This is a genomic window from Bacillota bacterium, from assembly GCA_040755295.1.
GTDB lineage: Bacteria > Bacillota > Desulfotomaculia > Desulfotomaculales > Ammonificaceae > SURF-55.
On sequence record JBFMBK010000001.1, the window covers coordinates 395,882 to 412,702 of the forward strand.

Below are 16,821 nucleotides of genomic sequence, written 5' to 3' on the forward strand. Positions count from 1 at the left end.
ATGTTTTACTTTAACGCGATCCTTGTGCCGCTGGTCGGCGCCTTAATCGGATGGGTAACAAACATTCTTGCGGTCAAACTTATTTTTCATCCGTACAAGCCATATAAAATATTCCGGTGGACGTTTCAGGGGGTTCTACCCAAACGCCGGTACGAGCTTGCTTACAACCTCGGCACAATCATCGAAAAAGAAATCCTATCCATAGACGACATACTTGCCCACCTCAAGGAGCGGGAAGTACCGGAAAGGCTGGTTACCCAATTACGGGAAGCGATCCGGCAAGCAGTGCTGGAGAAAGCGCCGGGTTGGGTGCCCCTGGCGGTGAAGCGACCGCTTGCCGAAGCCGTCTGCGACCTGGTCGGCGAGCGTCTGCCGTTTATAATCGACTGGATCGTAGAATCCTTCAGCGATACGATCAAACAGGAGGTAAGACTTTCCCGGCTGATTGAGGAGAAACTCAATACCTTTCCGCTCGAAGACCTTGAAAGGGTTGTATTCGAAGTCGCCGCCAGAGAAATCAAGCATATTGAGATCATGGGTGCGGTTATCGGTTTTGTCATCGGCATTGTGCAGGTAGGTGTTCTCTTTCTGCTGCGGTTGACAGGTACGCCGGCCTTTTAGTATATTGAGATTCACAGGTTATTTTTAACTTTCCGGCACGGGCTTAAGGTTAGTATGCAGGAGTCAGCCCTGAGTATCTGCTTTATAAGTAAGTAATAAGTAAATATCGCACTGAGGCGGAAAACGGGATTTTATTCGGTAGGGAACCGGAAACTGCGCCGGCCTACTTTTAATTAGAATCCCGCATACGGGGTAGACCAGAACTTATTCCCTACCGACAGAGAGGGGATGCCGCGGCTGAAATCATCCCCGGGACCGGGGTAAGTAATACCACTCCCCGAGCCTTTTCCAGGTACTTGGACAAATGCAAGGCGCTGGTAATCATTAATCAGTGCCGGACCATGACCGACCGCAGGTGCCGGGGACGGTGGCGGCCGTTATACGCGTTTAAAGCGGGGAGGAAGGGTTCCTTCTTCCCAAGCAGGGTGGAACCGCGGGATTGTGAGCCCGTCCCTGACCGGGGCGGTCTTTTTATTTTGAGCGCGGTGATAAACTTCGTCTGGCTTTGTCAGACGGTCAGGTTCGGGGGCTCACGTACCCTCACAAAGTACGCTGTGCCCCGCCCCTGCCCGTCTTTCGCGCCATACTCGTTTCTGACCGCGCTTACACAAGTTCAATCCTGCGCAGGATAAATACACCTGCCGGAAGGTTGGCTTTATCGCCAAAAGTTCAAACCTTGAACGTTGAACCTTGAACCTTGAACTTTGAACCTTAAACGTTGAACGTTGAACTTATGAAAGGGTGTTGATAAAAGTGATAATCGTAACTTTTCCGGACGGCGGCAGAAGGGAATACCCGGACGGCGCCACCGCGGCGGATGTCCTTAAAGGACTCGGCCAGCGTCTGCGGAAAGAAGCGCTTGCGGCGAAGGTCAACCAAAACGCGGCGGACCTTTCCGTTCCCCTTCCGCCGCAGGCGGTGGTGGAGTTTGTGACCTTCGAGGACGATGACGGCAGGAGCGTTTACCGGCACAGTTCCGCGCACATTCTGGCGCAGGCGGTAAAAAGGCTGTACCCCGACGCGCGGCTGGCGATCGGCCCTCCTATCGCCGACGGCTTTTATTATGATTTCGATGTCTCCCGTCCTTTTACCCCTGAAGAACTCGCCCGGATTGAGGCCGAAATGGAGCAAATAGTAAAGGCGGATCTGCCCTTTGAGAGGCTGGAGCTTTCCCGGAAAGAGGCGCGGGAGATGTTCGAAGCGGCCGGCGAGATCTATAAAGTAGAAATTATAGACGATTTGCCGGCGGATGCGGTCATCTCGTGCTATCGCCAGGGGGAGTTCACCGATCTGTGCGTGGGGCCGCACGTCCCTTCGACCGGTTACATCCGGGCGGTGAAACCGCTAAGCGTTGCCGGCGCGTATTGGCGCGGGGACGAGCGGAATAAGATGCTCCAGCGGATATATGGTACCTCTTTCCCCAAGAAGGCGCTCCTTGATGAGTACCTTTCACGTATCGAGGAGGCGAAACGGCGCGATCACCGGCGTCTCGGCGCCGAGCTTGACCTTTTCAGCGTACATGAGGAAGGTCCGGGTTTCCCCTTTTTCCATCCCAAGGGGATGATCCTGCGCAACGAACTGGAGGCCTTCTGGCGTGAGGAGCACCGCCGCCGCGGGTATCAGGAAATCCGGACGCCGGTTATCCTCCGGCGGGAGTTATGGGAACGTTCCGGTCATTGGGATCATTACAAAGAAAACATGTACTTCACCACGATCGATGAACAAAACTTTGCGATAAAACCGATGAACTGTCCCGGCGGGATTCTGCTGTACCAGCGGCGGGTCAATTCATACCGTGAGCTTCCGATTCGGCTCGCCGAAATGGGGCTGGTGCACAGGCACGAGCTTTCCGGAGTGCTGCACGGGTTGATGCGCGTGCGGTGTTTCACGCAGGATGACGCTCATATCTTTTGCCGCGAAGACCAGGTGAAAGACGAAATCATTCGCATTATCGATCTGGTGGAGTATTTTTACCGCGAGGTTTTCGGTTTTGATTATCACGTGGAGCTTTCCACCAAACCGGAAAAGGCGATGGGGGACGACGCCATCTGGGAGCTGGCGACCGCCGCTCTTAAAGAGGCGCTTGAAGCCCGCGGACTTCCTTACAAGATTAACGAAGGTGACGGCGCATTCTACGGGCCGAAGATCGACTTTCACCTCCGGGACTGTCTTGGACGCACCTGGCAGTGCGGCACGATCCAGCTTGATTTTCTTATGCCGGAAAAGTTCGACCTGCATTACATCGGAGAGGACGGGCAGCGGCACCGGCCCGTTATGCTTCACCGCGTGGTCTTCGGCAGCATTGAGCGTTTCATCGCCATCCTGACGGAACACTTCGCCGGGGCCTTCCCGGTATGGCTCGCGCCGGTTCAGGCCAGGGTACTGCCCATCGCGGACCGCCACATGAGTTACGCGGCGGAGATCACCCGTTTCCTTGAAGGAGCCGGTATCAGGGTGGAACTTGATGCCCGGAACGAAAAGGTGAACTACAAAATCCGGGAGGCACAGGTGCAGAAGGTGCCGTATATGCTGGTGGTGGGTGATAAGGAAACCTCCGGTCATACGGTGGCGGTGCGCCACCGCGCGGAAGGAGACCTGGGGCCGATGGCGCCGGGCGTCATCCGGGACAGGATCCTGGAGGAGGTCAAGAACCGGCGGTATGCGAGGTGAAAGGTGAGAGGTGCGAGGAATTTATTGACGTTATTTCCCCTCCGTGTTATAATGACGCGATAAGAGAGGGTTCAAAGTAGAAGCCATCCGCTTCTCACCTTACGGCGCACATGCTGCCAGCAAGGTTTTCTTATGGGGAGTAATGATAGCGGGTGGACGGGTGGAAGTCGCCCGCTTTTCTTTTTGGGACAAATTTGGAGGTGTATAAATTATTACTAAGGATTTTCGGATCAACGAGGAGATTCGGGCCCGCGAGGTAAGACTTATTGACGTCGACGGTTCTCAAGTGGGCATTGTTTCCTTGCGGGAGGCGTTACGGATCGCTGAAGAACGGGATCTGGATCTGGTTGAAGTCGCGGCGCAGGCCAAACCGCCGGTGTGCCGGATAATGGACTTCGGCAAGTATAAATATGAGGTAAGCAAACGGGATAAAGAAGCCCGCAAGAAGCAGCACATTGTAAGCATCAAGGAGGTCAAGTTCCGTCCGAATATCGAAGAACACGACTTTCAGGTGAAGGTGCGCAATGCGCTACGTTTCCTGAAGGACGGGGATAAGGTGAAGGTCACCCTAATGTTCCGCGGGCGTGAAATAATCCACCCCCAGATCGGGCAAAAGCTTTTGGAGCGGCTCTCGGTGGAACTGCAAAATATGGCCCTGGTCGAACGGGCGGCAAAACTTGAGGGAAGAAACATGATTATGATTTTGGCCCCCAGGCCGGATTACGAAAGGAGGAATATTCTTGCCGAAGATCAAAACACATCGGGGGGCGGCTAAGCGCTTTAAGAAAACGGGTACAGGTAAATTCGTGGGGTGGCACGGGTTTAAGAGCCACCTTTTAGAGAAGAAGTCGAGTTCGCGCACCAGGCGCCTGCGACAAAAATCTGTTTTGGCCAGCGGCGATACGGCGCGTGTAAAGCGGTTGTTACCTTATTAGGTTTAATGAGACAGGTTTTTTGCTTAATTTAGAACATAGAACAGACCCTAAGTTCTATCCCTTAAGGTTGAACTCGGGACTCTTTATTGGAGGTGGCAACTATGCCGAGGGTAAAGACGGGTGTTGTAAGTCGTAAACGACACAAAAAAATATTAAAACTGGCGCGCGGGTACTGGGGAGCGAAGTCCAAGCTGTACCGCGTGGCAAAACAGCAGGTACTGAAATCATTGATGTACGCCTATCGGGACCGGCGGGCGAAGAAGCGTAATTTCCGGCGTTTGTGGATCGCCCGGATAAATGCCGCCGCCCGGCAGAACGGTCTTTCATACAACCGCCTGATAAACGGGCTGAAGCAAGCGGGGGTGGAGATAAACCGGAAGATGCTGGCGGACATTGCGGTCAACGATGAGCGGGCATTTGGGGAATTGGTGGAGATGGCCAAGGCTAAACTTAGTTCCTGAACCATGGGGTGAATATTATTTAGCAGAAATAAACGGGCTGGAGCATGGTTGTTGCAACCATGCTCATTTGCGTAAAGAGGCGCAGGTAAAGTGGATAATTCCCGCCAAGAAGGGTATAACAAACCGCTGCGGCGTAAGTTCAGGATTTCGCCGCCACAGATGCTGGTTTTGGGTTTTGCGGCGCTGATTTGTATCGGTACCCTTCTTTTAGACAATGCCTGGGCGACGAAAAACGGAATCCCTCCCGGATTTCTGACAGCGCTTTTCACCTCCACCTCCGCCGTATGTGTGACCGGTTTGGTGGTGGTGGACACCGGGACCTACTGGTCCACTTTCGGCCAGGCGGTTATACTTTTGCTGATTCAGCTTGGCGGTCTGGGGATTATGACCAGCGCCACCATTTTTTCGATCCTGCTCGGACGCCAGATCGGGCTGAAGGAGCGCCTACTGATCCGCGAGGGGTTAAGCCAGATAAACGTCGCCGGTGTCGTCCGTCTGGTGCGGTACGTAGTTCTTTTTACGGTTGCCATAGAGGTCTTTTTCGCCGCAGTCCTTGCGCTGCGGTTGTCGCAGGATTTTCACGGGCCTGAATACTTATGGTTCGGACTCTTCCATGCGGTATCGGCGTTTAACAACGCCGGGTTCGATCTCTTCGGTGATTTCCGCAGCATCACCGGTTATGTCGCCGATCCGTTTGTGACCCTGGGTATCGCCTTTCCGATTATCATCGGCGGCCTGGGGTTTTCCGTAATTAATGAGATCATCAGCCGCCGCAAGTGGCGGCGTTATTCGCTCCATGCGAAGCTGACGCTGGTGACTACGGCCTTGTTGCTTATTGCCGGAACATTGATTTTCCTGGCGTTGGAGCATACAAACACCCTGCGGGGATTATCCTGGCCGGTCCAGTTGCTGGCCTCGTTCTTCCAGTCGGTTACCCCGCGAACTGCAGGTTACAACAGCGTAAACATCGGCGCGCTGTACCCGGCAACCCTGTTTTTTATCTGTTTTATTATGTTTATCGGCGCCTCTCCCGGTTCTACCGGCGGCGGTATCAAAACCACCACCTTTGCCGTGCTGGGGTTATCGGTGGCCTCCTTGTCCGGCGGGCGGGGAGAAATCGAGGTGTTCGGGCGCCGGATACCGTTTGCACAGGTGTTGAAGGCGTTGGCGATATTTCTGCTTGGCCTGCTGTGGATCGGCCTGGCTGTTTTTGTTCTTCTGATGGTAGAGCATAAGGCTTTATTAAAACTTCTTTTCGAGGCGGTTTCGGCTTTCGGCACCGTTGGGCTGTCTACGGGTATCACCCCGGAGCTTACCCCGGCGGGACGTATAGTAATCATATTAACCATGTTTATCGGCAGGTTGGGCCCGCTTACGGTTGCTTTCGCTCTGGCCCAGCGCCGTCATGCTCTTTATAGGCGCCCGGAGGAGCACATTATCGTCGGTTAAAAGGAGAGTACGTGATGAAGCAGTATGCGGTGATCGGCTTGGGACGTTTTGGGACAAGTGTGGCGGAAACCCTTTCGCGTATGGGTCACGATGTATTGGCGATAGACATTGACGCGGAAAAGGTAAACGCGATAGTGGATATCGTAACCCATGCGGTCCAGGTTGACGCTCTCGACGAGCATTCCTTGAGATCACTCGGAATCCGAAATTTCAACGTGGTCATCGTGGCCATCGGCGAGGATATCCAGTCCAACATTCTCGTAACGGTGATGCTCAAGGAAATGGGTGTGAAGACGGTGGTGTCGAAGGCGCGCACCGAACTTCACGGGCGGGTGCTGGCCAAGGTGGGGGCAGACAAGGTGGTCTTTCCGGAAAGGGACATGGGCGTCAGGGTCGCCCGCGCTCTGGTAACGGCCAATATCGTTGACCAAATCGAACTGTCGCCCGACTACAGCATTATGGAACTGATCGCACCGGAGCGTTTCATAGGCAAGTCCATCGGGGAGTCGGATATACGGCTGGCGCACGGCGTTACGATTCTTGCCATCCGCCGCGGCAATGATATTATTATTTCACCCGGTGCGCACCACGTTATCGGTGAAGGAGACATCCTGGTTGTTGTCGGCCGGAACGAGCGGCTGCAGCGGCTGGAGCAGTGAGGTATTACGAGTCCGTTCCGGGCAGGTCAAGAAATTTGCGCTTTAAAAGCGGGTCCATTTTCGGTGAGTAAAATGATGCACAGCACCGTTTTAGGTAAAAACAGCGGGCGTCTGAAAGAACTGTTGCGGCTTGCCCGGCGGCGCCACCGCGAAGAGGAGGACAAATTCATCGTAGAGGGCCCGCGGCTAATAGCGGAAGCGTTGTCTGCCGCCTGGCCGCTTGAGGCGATATACCTTGTTCCCGAATTCCGGGAAAGCGGTAAGGGGAAGGAAATCCTTGCCGCCGCGCGTGAAAAAGGTCTGACCGTTTACGAAATCGCTCCCGGGGCTCTGACACGGGTGACCGCCGTTGAAGAGCCTCAGGGTGTTTTTGCCGTTGCCCGGGTGGGGAAAACAGATTTCAGAGATTTAATCCGGGTTTCTTACCCGCTGGTTGTTGTCATCGACGGCATCCGGGACCCCGGCAACCTGGGCACGATCATCCGCACCGCTCAAGCGGCGGGTGCTTCCGGCGCCCTCCTTCTCACCGGTTCGGCGGACCTTTATAATTCTAAGACCATCCGCGCCACAGCGGGAGCGCTTTTCCGCCTTCCCGTCCGCCAGGATGTCGGCCGTGAGGAAGCGCTTGATTTTATCGGGGACACGGATTTAAAGCTCGTTGTTTCAGATCCTCGGGGAGGGGTGCCTCTTTATAAGGCGGACCTTACCGGTCCCGTGGCTCTCGTCGTCGGCGGAGAGGGGGAGGGAGTGAGTCCTCCGGTACGCGAAGCCGCTTCACTCCGGGTTTCAATTCCCATGCCCGGCGGCTCGGAATCACTCAACGCCGCGGTAGCGGCGGCCCTTCTGCTTTACGAGGCCGTACGGCAGCGTCACGGTTTCGCTTAGAGAGAGATTTCTCCCTCCGTGCAGCCGCTTTTTCCCGGCCGGATCCCTGCGTATAATAACGCTTCCAAATCAACCTTCCGATAATGGTTTCCATAAAATTCTTGTGTATCCAGGCTTGAGGCAGTCACGGCGTCGCTAGAGGCTTAACAAGCTCTAATAAGAGAAGTGCTCCTTGTCTTTAAAAGGGTGGTATGTTATAATTCGTTCAAAGGTGCCCGGAAAGTTTTACGGAAAATGGATTTCGAATACGGTTTAGATGGAAGCTTTAAAGGAAGCCCGGAGGCCGCTGAAAACCGCCCGGGTTATGACAAGAAAAACGGGCGGGTTTTGCAGCGTGGTCACTAAAGAATCCGCGAAAGGTTGTGAGCCGATGATCTGGACAGCTGAGTTTTTTTGGAGGCTCTTTGAGACGACGGGTTCAATCAGGGCTTATATACTCTACCGGAGGTTGGCGGTGCATTAAACCACGGTCAGGGTATCCGGCGGTTTGGTTCATTAAGATGCAGAAGCATTGAGTAAATAACGTTGTGAGTGAATTTCGGGAAGAAAACGCGCGCTGCCTCTGATGGATGAAAGGGGCGGCGAAAAGCGGTATTGAAGATTAATAGGAGCCGCAGCTCTTGAGCTCAATTTTAGAGGCAGGGGCTTTTTTATTTTACAAATCGGTCTCCAGAGTCTAAAATTATTTATGGCGGGTCTGGCGGAAAGTGGAACTTTCGCGCGGCTTGCGGCGGAAAAAGCTTAAAACGTTATAAGGACCACAGATTCGGAGAACGACGGCTCCGGACAAGACGGAGGTCTGGTGCCGAAAGTCGTGGTTCGTACGGAGGTTACAGGGTGCTTACAGGTTTGGAGAAACTTTGGGAAGAAGCGCAAGCGGCTGTCGGGTCCGCTGAAAACCCGGAAGAGCTTGAATCGGTGAGAGTTCGTTTCCTTGGCCGTAAAGGAGAGCTGACTCAGATCCTGAGAAAAATGGCGTCACTCTCACCGGAAGAACGGCCGGCGGTCGGACAACGGGCCAATGAAATCAAGGATAAGATTGAAATGGTGATTTCCGAGAGAACTGCGGTCTTAGGGGCGGAAATCATAGCGGCGAACCTCAGGGCGGAAAAGATCGACGTCACCCTTCCCGGGCGTCCGGTAATGCTGGGACGGAGGCACCCGCTCAGCACGGTGCGGGAAGAGATCGAAACGATATTTCTCGGACTGGGGTTCAGCATCGCCCAGGGACCGGAGGTTGAACTGGACTTTTACAACTTTGAGGCGCTTAATTTGCCCAAGGATCATCCCGCCCGCGACATGCAGGACACCTTTTTTATTACGGATGACCTGATGCTTCGCACACATACCTCACCGGTGCAGGTGCGTACGCTTGAACGCCTTGCGCCTCGGCTGCCGGTGAAAATCATCGCGCCGGGGAAGGTATACCGGAGGGACGACGACGCGACGCACTCCCCGATGTTCAGCCAGGTGGAGGGGTTGGCGGTCGATACGGACATCCGCTTCAGCGACCTTAAGGGAATTCTCTTGATGTTTGCCCGTGAGATGTTCGGGCCTAAGACACGCATGCGTTTGAGGCCGAGCTATTTCCCTTTCACCGAGCCGAGCGCCGAGGTCGACATCTCCTGCGTGATGTGCGGGGGGGGAGGCTGCCGGACATGCAAGGACACGGGCTGGCTGGAGATACTGGGCGCGGGGATGGTGCACCCGCGGGTTCTTGCGGTTTCGGGATACAATCCGGAAAAATGCAGAGGGTTCGCTTTCGGTATGGGCATAGAGCGGATAGCGATGCTGAAGAACGGCATCGGTGACCTGCGGCTTTTTTATGAAAACGACCTGCGTTTTCTGGGGCAGTTTTAGGCTTGCGGGATGGAGTTTTTTGGCCGGAATATGGAATGTAGAATGTAGAAGGCAGAATACAGCAGTAGACAGTAGACAGTAGAAAAAAGCAGAGAGTTCCACATGTCGTATTCAGCGGCAATATGAAGGATGATACTATAGACCCGTAAGCGTGTTGCTTGGCTGTAGAAATGTAACATAAACGGAACGCGGCAAGAAGTGATGCAGTGCGAGGAACCCAGCACTCAATTTAACTTGAAAAGCAGCAATTTCATAAAAACGTCAGATGTTGTGAAAATCGCTTGTTTTTTTGCTAGGGTAAGTTTGAGTGCTGGGGGAGACGAACCGGAGCGTACTGGATTCAGATGTCGGAAGCCGGAAATCAGAGGTCAGATGCATCGGGAGAATTTGCATCAGCGGAATTCTTTCAGGATATCTGACTTCTTACCTCCTGCATCTGACATCCGAAATACGCAGCAATGCGTTGTTTATTGCGACGCCCATCGAAAGAACGCTTATTTTCAAGGGGGCATGGTTAGTGCGGGTACCACTTAATTGGTTGAAGGAGTTTGTTGAAATCACGGTTTCGCCGGGCGACCTGGCCGAACGGCTGACTGCGGCCGGGGTGGCTGTTGATGTGGTCGTTCCAGTCGGCGGGGAGATTAATGGCGTGGTCGTTGGACGGGTTGAGGAGATACGACCCCACCCGAACGCTGACCGGCTGACCATATGCCGTACCGGTACCAGTGATGCTGTATACGAAGTGGTGACCGGCGCCCCAAACCTGTTCCCCGGAGCGGTGGTGCCTCTGGCGCTGGAAGGCGCCCGGCTGGCGGGCGGTAAGGTTTTGAAAAAGGCGCGTTTCCGCGGTGTGAGTTCGTGCGGTATGCTTTGTTCCGAGGCAGAACTGGGTCTGGAGGAAAAGTCCTCCGGAATTATGATTCTTCCGGCGGAGACACCGCTAGGCGAAGATATTCGTAAAATCCTCGGGCTACCCGACCATGTTTTAGAGCTGGACCTTACCCCTAACCGGGGTGACTGCCTGTCAATCCTGGGTGTCGCGCGTGAGGTGGCGGCGCTTTACGGTTTGGAATTAAAGCTTCCCCCTGTTTTAAACGGAACCGCCGGGGAAGCCGGTGACTATATCAAGGTCGAGATTAACGCCCACGAGCTCTGCGGGCGTTATGCGGCGCGGGTTTTCAAGGATGTTAGAATCGGCCCGTCGCCGGTCTGGATGCAGACCAGATTGAGGCTGGCCGGGATGCGACCCATCAATAATATCGTTGACGTTACCAACTATGTGATGCTTGAATTGGGTCAACCGCTCCATGCGTTTGATTGTAATACTCTTCGCGGCGGGAAAATCGTCGTGCGGCGGGCCGGTGACGGGGAAAAACTTGTTTCCCTGGACGGCGTGCCGCGGGAATTCGGCACGGACGATCTACTGATCGCCGACGCCGAGGGGGCGGTGGCTATCGCCGGGGTAATGGGAGGGCTGGACACGGAAGTGACTTCCTCCACCGGAACGATACTTCTCGAATCGGCGAATTTCAACCCGCGGAGTATCAGGCGTACCGCGCGGGAGCTCTCCCTGCGCTCGGAGGCCTCGCTCCGTTTTGAAAAGGGTGTGGATATCCAGGGAGCGGTGCAAGCCGCCGACAGGACGGCATACTTTGTGGAGAAGATCGGCGCCGGCAGGGTGGTGCCCGGGGTGGTCGACTGTTACCCTGTACCTCCCGAACCGAAGACGGTGATCGTCAGACCGGCGCTCATTGACCGTATTCTGGGCGTCGAGGTGCCGCGCGACCAAGCCGTGAAATGGCTCGAACGCCTCGGCTTCAGGGTATCTGAAGAAGATAAAAGGTGGGTTGTCCGAGTGCCCACTTACCGGCCCGACGTCGGTATAGAGGAGGATATCGTGGAAGAGGTTGCGCGTTTTTACGGTTACGACCGGATTCCCGCAACCCTGATTTCGGGTGAGACTACCGCCGGGCGCCGTTCCCCCGAGGATGATTTTCAAGGGCGGACATGCCGGCTTTTGTCCGGGTTGGGTCTTACCGAGATCATCACATACAGCTTCATCGACCCCGCTTTTTTCGACCGGCTGCGGGTGCCGCTCGAAGACCCGCTTCGAAGGGTGCTCCCGTTAAAGAACCCCATCAGCGAGGAGCAATCGGTGCTTCGGACCACTTTATTGCCGGGTATTCTGGGCACAGTAGGCCGCAACGTATCGCGGCGTGTGGTGGACGCGGCGGTTTTTGAGGTCGGAAAGGTATTCATACTTCGTGGTTCCGGCGAGTTACCGGAGGAGCCGGTCAAGCTCGGGCTTGCGGTGACGGGGAAGGGGCCGCGGGGTTGGGGCGGTGCGCCGGAAGAGATGGACTTCTTTTTCCTAAAGGGAATAATCGAGGCGGCGATGAAGCGGCTGGGCATAACGGACGTTGTTTTCAAAGCGGTGGAGAGCAATCCTTTCCTTCACCCCGGACGTACGGCCACGGTTCTCAGCGGGGGAAAGGAACTGGGTTTTATAGGGCAGATCCACCCGGAGGTTCAAGAGGCGCTTGAACTCCCCAATAGGGTGGTTGTAGGGGAGTTCGACTTCGGCGCGCTTTTCGCCGTTCAACGGGCGGCGACTTTCAGTGACCTGCCGCGTTTCCCCGGCGTACCCCGGGATGTCGCCTTTATTCTCCCGGAAGAGGTCCCGGCGGCGACGGTGATGGATACCGTAAAGACGGCCGCGGGAACGCTTTTACGCGAGATCGGACTCTTTGACGTTTACAGGGGGGGGAATCTGCCCCCGGGAACCAGAAGTCTTGCTTTTTCGCTCCTGTTCCAGTCCGAGGACCGCACACTCACCGATGATGAAGTAACCGGAAGAATCGATGCGGTCGTCAGCCGACTGAAGGAGCAATTCGGCGGGGTTCTGCGGGGCTGAAGGCGATGGACCCGCACGTGTTTTTAGACTTAGGGGTTATGCGCACCTTCTGAGGATAATCGGTAATGGACGTTGACGAATGTTGTGTCCCGGGGATAAAATCCTGTAATAACCGACACTTTCCCGTATGATCTGTGAGCCGCGGGACACTTTCTACCCTGATACGTTTAAAGGAAACAACCTTAGGAAGGAATTTTACGTAAATGCGGCGAAAACCTGCTAAAAAGCGGCGGGGGGGAGATGTCGTGTCAATAAGGGAAAATCGGGTTGAAGTCGAGATTGCCGGGGAACCTTATGTTTTAAAAGGCGAAGCGACCCCGGAACACATCGAACGCGTAGCGACGCTTCTGAACCAGAAAATCAAGGAAGTAAGGATTCGCAACCCGCGTCTTCCGTTGCTGAAGTCGGCCGTCGTGGCGGCGTTGAATATCGTGGACGAATACCTTGTAATGAAGGATGACCACGAGAACCTGATCCGGTTGATAGAGGCCGAACGGGTGAAATAATGGATGCTTTAAGGAGGAGAACTTTTTGAAGATAAGGGACATCTATTCCCTGGCTGTAAATCTTGGAATGAGCAGGGACCCCCGCGGAAAAGAAGCGGTGGAGGCCGTGCTTGCACGTGAACGTGAAAAATATGAGGGCCTGAAGGACGACGAGAAATCCGAGTATGACCAGGAAAGACTGGCCAACCCGTACGCCGATACCCGCATCCTTTACGGTGACCCGGAACGCGATGTCAAACGCGTCCTTACGGGTGTGGATATGGAAGCGGCGGAGATGCTGCTGGCCGACAGGCTCTGCGAAAAGGGCGTGAAGATAGACCTTGTTATCGCTCATCACCCGGAGGGGTCGGCGATGGCGGCGCTGTACGATGTGATGCACCTTCAGGAGGAGGTGCTGGCGCGCTTCGGGGTGCCTATAAACGTGGCCGAGGGCATAATGGCCTCCAGAATCAGCGAGGTCAAGCGCGGTATTATGCCGCTGAACCACTTCCGCGCGGTAGACACCGCCAGGCTGCTGGATATCCCGCTGATGTGCGCGCATACCGCGGCGGACAACCTTGTAACCGACTATTTACAAAAGCTTTTCGACGAACGCAAACCGAAGCGGCTTTCCGACGTGGTTAAGCTTCTCAAAGAGCTGCCTGAATACAAGACCGCCGCCATACAAGGCGCCGGCCCGACAATCGTGGTCGGGGATAAAGACCGTCGTGCCGGGAAGATATTTGTGGACATGACCGGCGGCACCAGTGGATCGCAGGATGCGTACGCAAAACTGGCGATCGCCGGTGTCGGCACTATGGTGGGGATGCACATCAAGGAGGACCACCGTAAAGAAGCCGAAAAGAACAACATCAATGTGGTTATTGCCGGTCATATGGCAAGCGATTCACTCGGGATGAACCTGTTCCTTGACGAACTCGCGGGGCACGGTGTTGAGATTATCCCTTCCTCGGGCCTTATCCGGGTGGCAAGGGCCTGATGCGCGTACCCGAACTTCTGGCTCCCGCCGGAAGCCGGGAGGCGCTGGTTGCGGCGGTACAGAACGGCGCCGACGCGGTTTACCTCGGCGGAAGGAGCTTTAACGCCAGACGGCAGGCCCCCAACTTTCACCCCGCGGAACTCGAGCGGGCGATCGCGTACGCTCACATTCGAGGCGTGAAGGTTTACGTAACGATAAATACTATAGTTGCGGACACGGAGATGGAGGAGGCAGCGCGCTTCCTCCGTTTTATCTATGAGGCGGGGGCGGACGCCGCCATTATACAGGATCTTGGTATTTTGAGGTTGGCGCAGGCGGTGGTGCCCGAACTGGTGCTGCATGCAAGCACGCAGATGACCGTTCATAATGCCGGCGGAGCCGCCCTGGTCAAGAAAGCCGGGGTTAAAAGGTTAATCCTCGCCCGCGAGCTTTCCCTGAAGGAAATCGAACTCATAAAGAAAGAAACTGGTATCGAGACGGAGGTCTTTGTACACGGGGCCTTGTGCGTCTGCTATTCAGGCCAGTGTCTGATGTCCAGCTTCATCGGCGGCAGAAGCGGCAACCGCGGTTTATGCGCGCAGCCGTGCCGCCTTCCCTACGTACTGACGGACGAGGGGGGCAAGACACTCGTTGAACCGGGGGCTACCGGGGAGTATATTCTTTCTACGCGGGACCTTAATTTCAGCCGGCATCTACCCGATCTGGCGGCGGCGGGGGTGGATGCTGTTAAGATCGAAGGACGCATGCGGCGGCCGGAATATGTTGCGACGGTGGTCAGGATTTACCGCAGGCTTTTAAACCGGTTGGCGGAAGGAAACTTCTTTATTCAGCCGGAAGAGGAGATCGCACTGGCGCAGATATTCAACCGCGGTTTTTCGTCCGGGTACCTTTTCGGACGGCCGGGCCGGGATTTGATGAATTACCGGCGGCCGAATAACCGGGGCGTTCCGCTCGGCCGCGTTGTTTCTTATAATCAAAACAGGCGTCTGGCGATGATAAAACTGGCCCTTCCCCTGCGTTTGGGCGACGAGATAGAATTCTGGGTAACTGACGGGGGCAGGGTGACGGCACAGGTGCGGCAGTTGTTGTTGAACGGACGGGAGGTGACTCTGGCTGACGCGCCGTTATCGGTTGAGGTTGCGGCTACAGGACGGATCCGCCCGGGCGACAGGGTTTTCAGGACCGTCGACGCTGGGCTTGTCCGGGAGGCGCAGGAGAGCTATACGACCGCCAGAGAACACAGAAAGATTCCGCTTCGCTTTACCGTTACCCTTTCCGATGGAAAACCGGTACGAATTCATGTCGAAGACCCGGAAGGAAACTGCGGGGAAGGTTTTACTAAAACGCCCGCTCTGCCGGCGGGAAACCGGCCGCTTACCCGAAAAGCCGTCCGCGAGCAGTTGGAGCGTCTGGGTAATACCCCGTTTTACCTCGATGAACTCGCTGGGATCGTTTCGGAAGAGCTTTTTATCCCGCTGGGTGAGTTGAATGCGGCGCGGCGCGCCGCGCTTGCGGCGCTTGAAGCACGGCGGAGCAGGACACCTGCGGGATTAGCGGAAGGGGTTTTTTTGAAACGGTTGAGCAAGGCATACAGGATTGCACCTGCGAAGAACGAAAAAAAGCCGTACCTTGCGGTCAGTTGCGGGCATTCGGCTGCGGTCGAAGCGGCGCTGAAGGCGGGGGCCGACCGGATTTATTTCGGGGGCGACAGTTTTTTAGGCCGTACTGCACCGGTCCAAAAAGGTGTAGCCGAGGCGGCAGGTCTGGTTGCTGCATACAAGAGAGAGTTGTTTCTGCTGACACCCAGGATATCCAAAGATACGGAGATTAAAGGGATCGTGCAACTAGTAAAAACGGACGAAGCCGGTATTTCCGGGGTTGTAGCCGGAAACCTCGGTTTAATCGCGGCCTTAAAAAACAACTCTATACTCCCCGTCTGGACCGATTACTACCTTAATGTTTTCAACCTTCAGGCGGTGGCGTTTTTAAAGGAACAGGGTGCGGCCGGGGTCACACTTTCGCCGGAACTAAACCTGAGCCATGTTGAGGGAACGGCGTCCGGCAGTCCCCTGCCGGTTGAAGTTCTGGTTCACGGTCTGCTGCCGCTCATGGTATCCGAGTACTGCGTCGTGGGGGGCGTGCTCGGCAAGGACGCGCCGGGAAAAGGCTGCGCCCGGGCTTGCCGGGGGAAAGGGTTTACTCTGAGGGACCGCTTGGGAACGTTGTTCCCCGTTGTCACCGACGACGCTTGCAGGATGCAGATCCTGAACAGCCGCGAGCTGGTGATGCTCGCGCATCTTCCCGCGCTGGCTCGGATGGGTATAGCCGGTTTACGGGTAGAGACCCGCACCCGGGACGCGGCGTATGTCTTCCGAGTAACGCAGGCGTACCGGAAGGCGCTGGATGCCGTTTCGGCCGGTGCCGACATTGATCTGGAAAAGATGGAGCAGGCACTGACGGCGGGGGTAAGCTTCACCAGGGGGCATTATTTCCGGGAGGCCGAAGTACAGGGGAGCCCCGCGCCGGAATAAATTTGGCGTTAAGAGTTTGCTTGAAACGAAAGAACGCTTATTTCCCAGAGAATCCCGCATGCTGCATTCAGCGGCACCACGAACGAATGAAAATGAGCACCCTTGAGCTGGTCACTTAGACGCAGTAACGTAACAAAGGCGGAACGCGGTAAGGAGCGAGCAGCACAAGGAAGGCGCAGCCGGACATGCCTGAGCGTATTGGGAAGTGTGAAGTGGGAAGTGCGAGCTATGAACTTCACGTAGCGAGTTGTTTCATTAAGAAATCTCACTTCTAACTTCCCACATACCACCTCCCAAATGCCGGCGAGCCTGACGCAGCAGTGTGAAGCTTATCGTTGCGCCCTCCGTATG

At 55.5% G+C, this 16,821-nt stretch carries 13 protein-coding genes and 1 other annotated feature; all 13 genes read left to right on the forward strand.

The window, feature by feature from the left end; translation table 11 throughout:
- The 13 genes from AB1500_01770 to AB1500_01830 all read left to right on the forward strand — a co-directional run bounded on the left by AB1500_01770 (position 1) and on the right by AB1500_01830 (position 16,470).
- Positions 1-621 (forward strand): DUF445 family protein, encoded by a 621-nt coding sequence (locus tag AB1500_01770; GenBank protein MEW6181891.1) that lies wholly within the window; start codon positions 1-3, stop codon positions 619-621.
- A 753-nt stretch (positions 622-1,374) separates the two neighbouring features.
- On the forward strand, positions 1,375-3,291 hold the full coding sequence (gene thrS / locus AB1500_01775; GenBank protein ID MEW6181892.1) for a threonine--tRNA ligase: 1,917 nt from the start codon (positions 1,375-1,377) through the stop codon (positions 3,289-3,291).
- Between the two features lie 68 nt (positions 3,292-3,359).
- Positions 3,360-3,480: a sequence feature (ribosomal protein L20 leader region), on the forward strand.
- A 22-nt stretch (positions 3,481-3,502) separates the two neighbouring features.
- Positions 3,503-4,066 carry a translation initiation factor IF-3 gene (gene infC / locus AB1500_01780; protein ID MEW6181893.1) on the forward strand — a complete coding sequence of 188 codons (564 nt, stop codon included), beginning with the start codon at positions 3,503-3,505 and terminating at the stop codon, positions 4,064-4,066.
- A complete protein-coding gene (rpmI, locus tag AB1500_01785; GenBank protein MEW6181894.1) occupies positions 4,032-4,226 on the forward strand; it encodes a 50S ribosomal protein L35 in 195 nt (64 codons plus the stop codon). The genes infC and rpmI overlap by 35 nt, the downstream gene beginning before the upstream one ends.
- 101 nt (positions 4,227-4,327) lie before the next feature.
- Complete coding sequence (gene rplT, locus AB1500_01790) at positions 4,328-4,687, forward strand: 50S ribosomal protein L20 (protein MEW6181895.1); 360 nt, start codon at positions 4,328-4,330, stop codon at positions 4,685-4,687.
- 90 nt (positions 4,688-4,777) lie between these two features.
- Complete coding sequence (locus AB1500_01795; protein ID MEW6181896.1) at positions 4,778-6,136, forward strand: TrkH family potassium uptake protein; 1,359 nt, start codon at positions 4,778-4,780, stop codon at positions 6,134-6,136.
- A gap of 14 nt (positions 6,137-6,150) precedes the next feature.
- A complete protein-coding gene (locus tag AB1500_01800) occupies positions 6,151-6,795 on the forward strand; it encodes a TrkA family potassium uptake protein (GenBank protein MEW6181897.1) in 645 nt (214 codons plus the stop codon).
- Positions 6,796-6,867: 72 nt separating this feature from the next.
- The gene (locus AB1500_01805; GenBank protein MEW6181898.1) at positions 6,868-7,680 is read left to right on the forward strand and encodes an RNA methyltransferase; all 813 of its coding nucleotides are present in this window, start codon (positions 6,868-6,870) and stop codon (positions 7,678-7,680) included.
- An 837-nt stretch (positions 7,681-8,517) separates the two neighbouring features.
- Positions 8,518-9,540, forward strand: a complete 1,023-nt coding sequence (pheS, locus tag AB1500_01810) for a phenylalanine--tRNA ligase subunit alpha (protein MEW6181899.1) — start codon at positions 8,518-8,520, stop codon at positions 9,538-9,540.
- A 517-nt stretch (positions 9,541-10,057) separates the two neighbouring features.
- Positions 10,058-12,454 carry a phenylalanine--tRNA ligase subunit beta gene (gene pheT / locus AB1500_01815; GenBank protein MEW6181900.1) on the forward strand — a complete coding sequence of 799 codons (2,397 nt, stop codon included), beginning with the start codon at positions 10,058-10,060 and terminating at the stop codon, positions 12,452-12,454.
- Positions 12,455-12,699: 245 nt separating this feature from the next.
- Entirely contained in the window at positions 12,700-12,960 is a 261-nt protein-coding gene (locus AB1500_01820) for a cell division protein ZapA (protein ID MEW6181901.1), read from the forward strand.
- Between the two features lie 25 nt (positions 12,961-12,985).
- On the forward strand, positions 12,986-13,939 hold the full coding sequence (locus tag AB1500_01825) for an NGG1p interacting factor NIF3 (GenBank protein MEW6181902.1): 954 nt from the start codon (positions 12,986-12,988) through the stop codon (positions 13,937-13,939).
- Entirely contained in the window at positions 13,939-16,470 is a 2,532-nt protein-coding gene (locus tag AB1500_01830; protein ID MEW6181903.1) for a DUF3656 domain-containing protein, read from the forward strand. Before AB1500_01825 ends, AB1500_01830 begins: the two co-directional genes overlap by 1 nt.
- Positions 16,471-16,821: the final 351 nt, after the last annotated feature.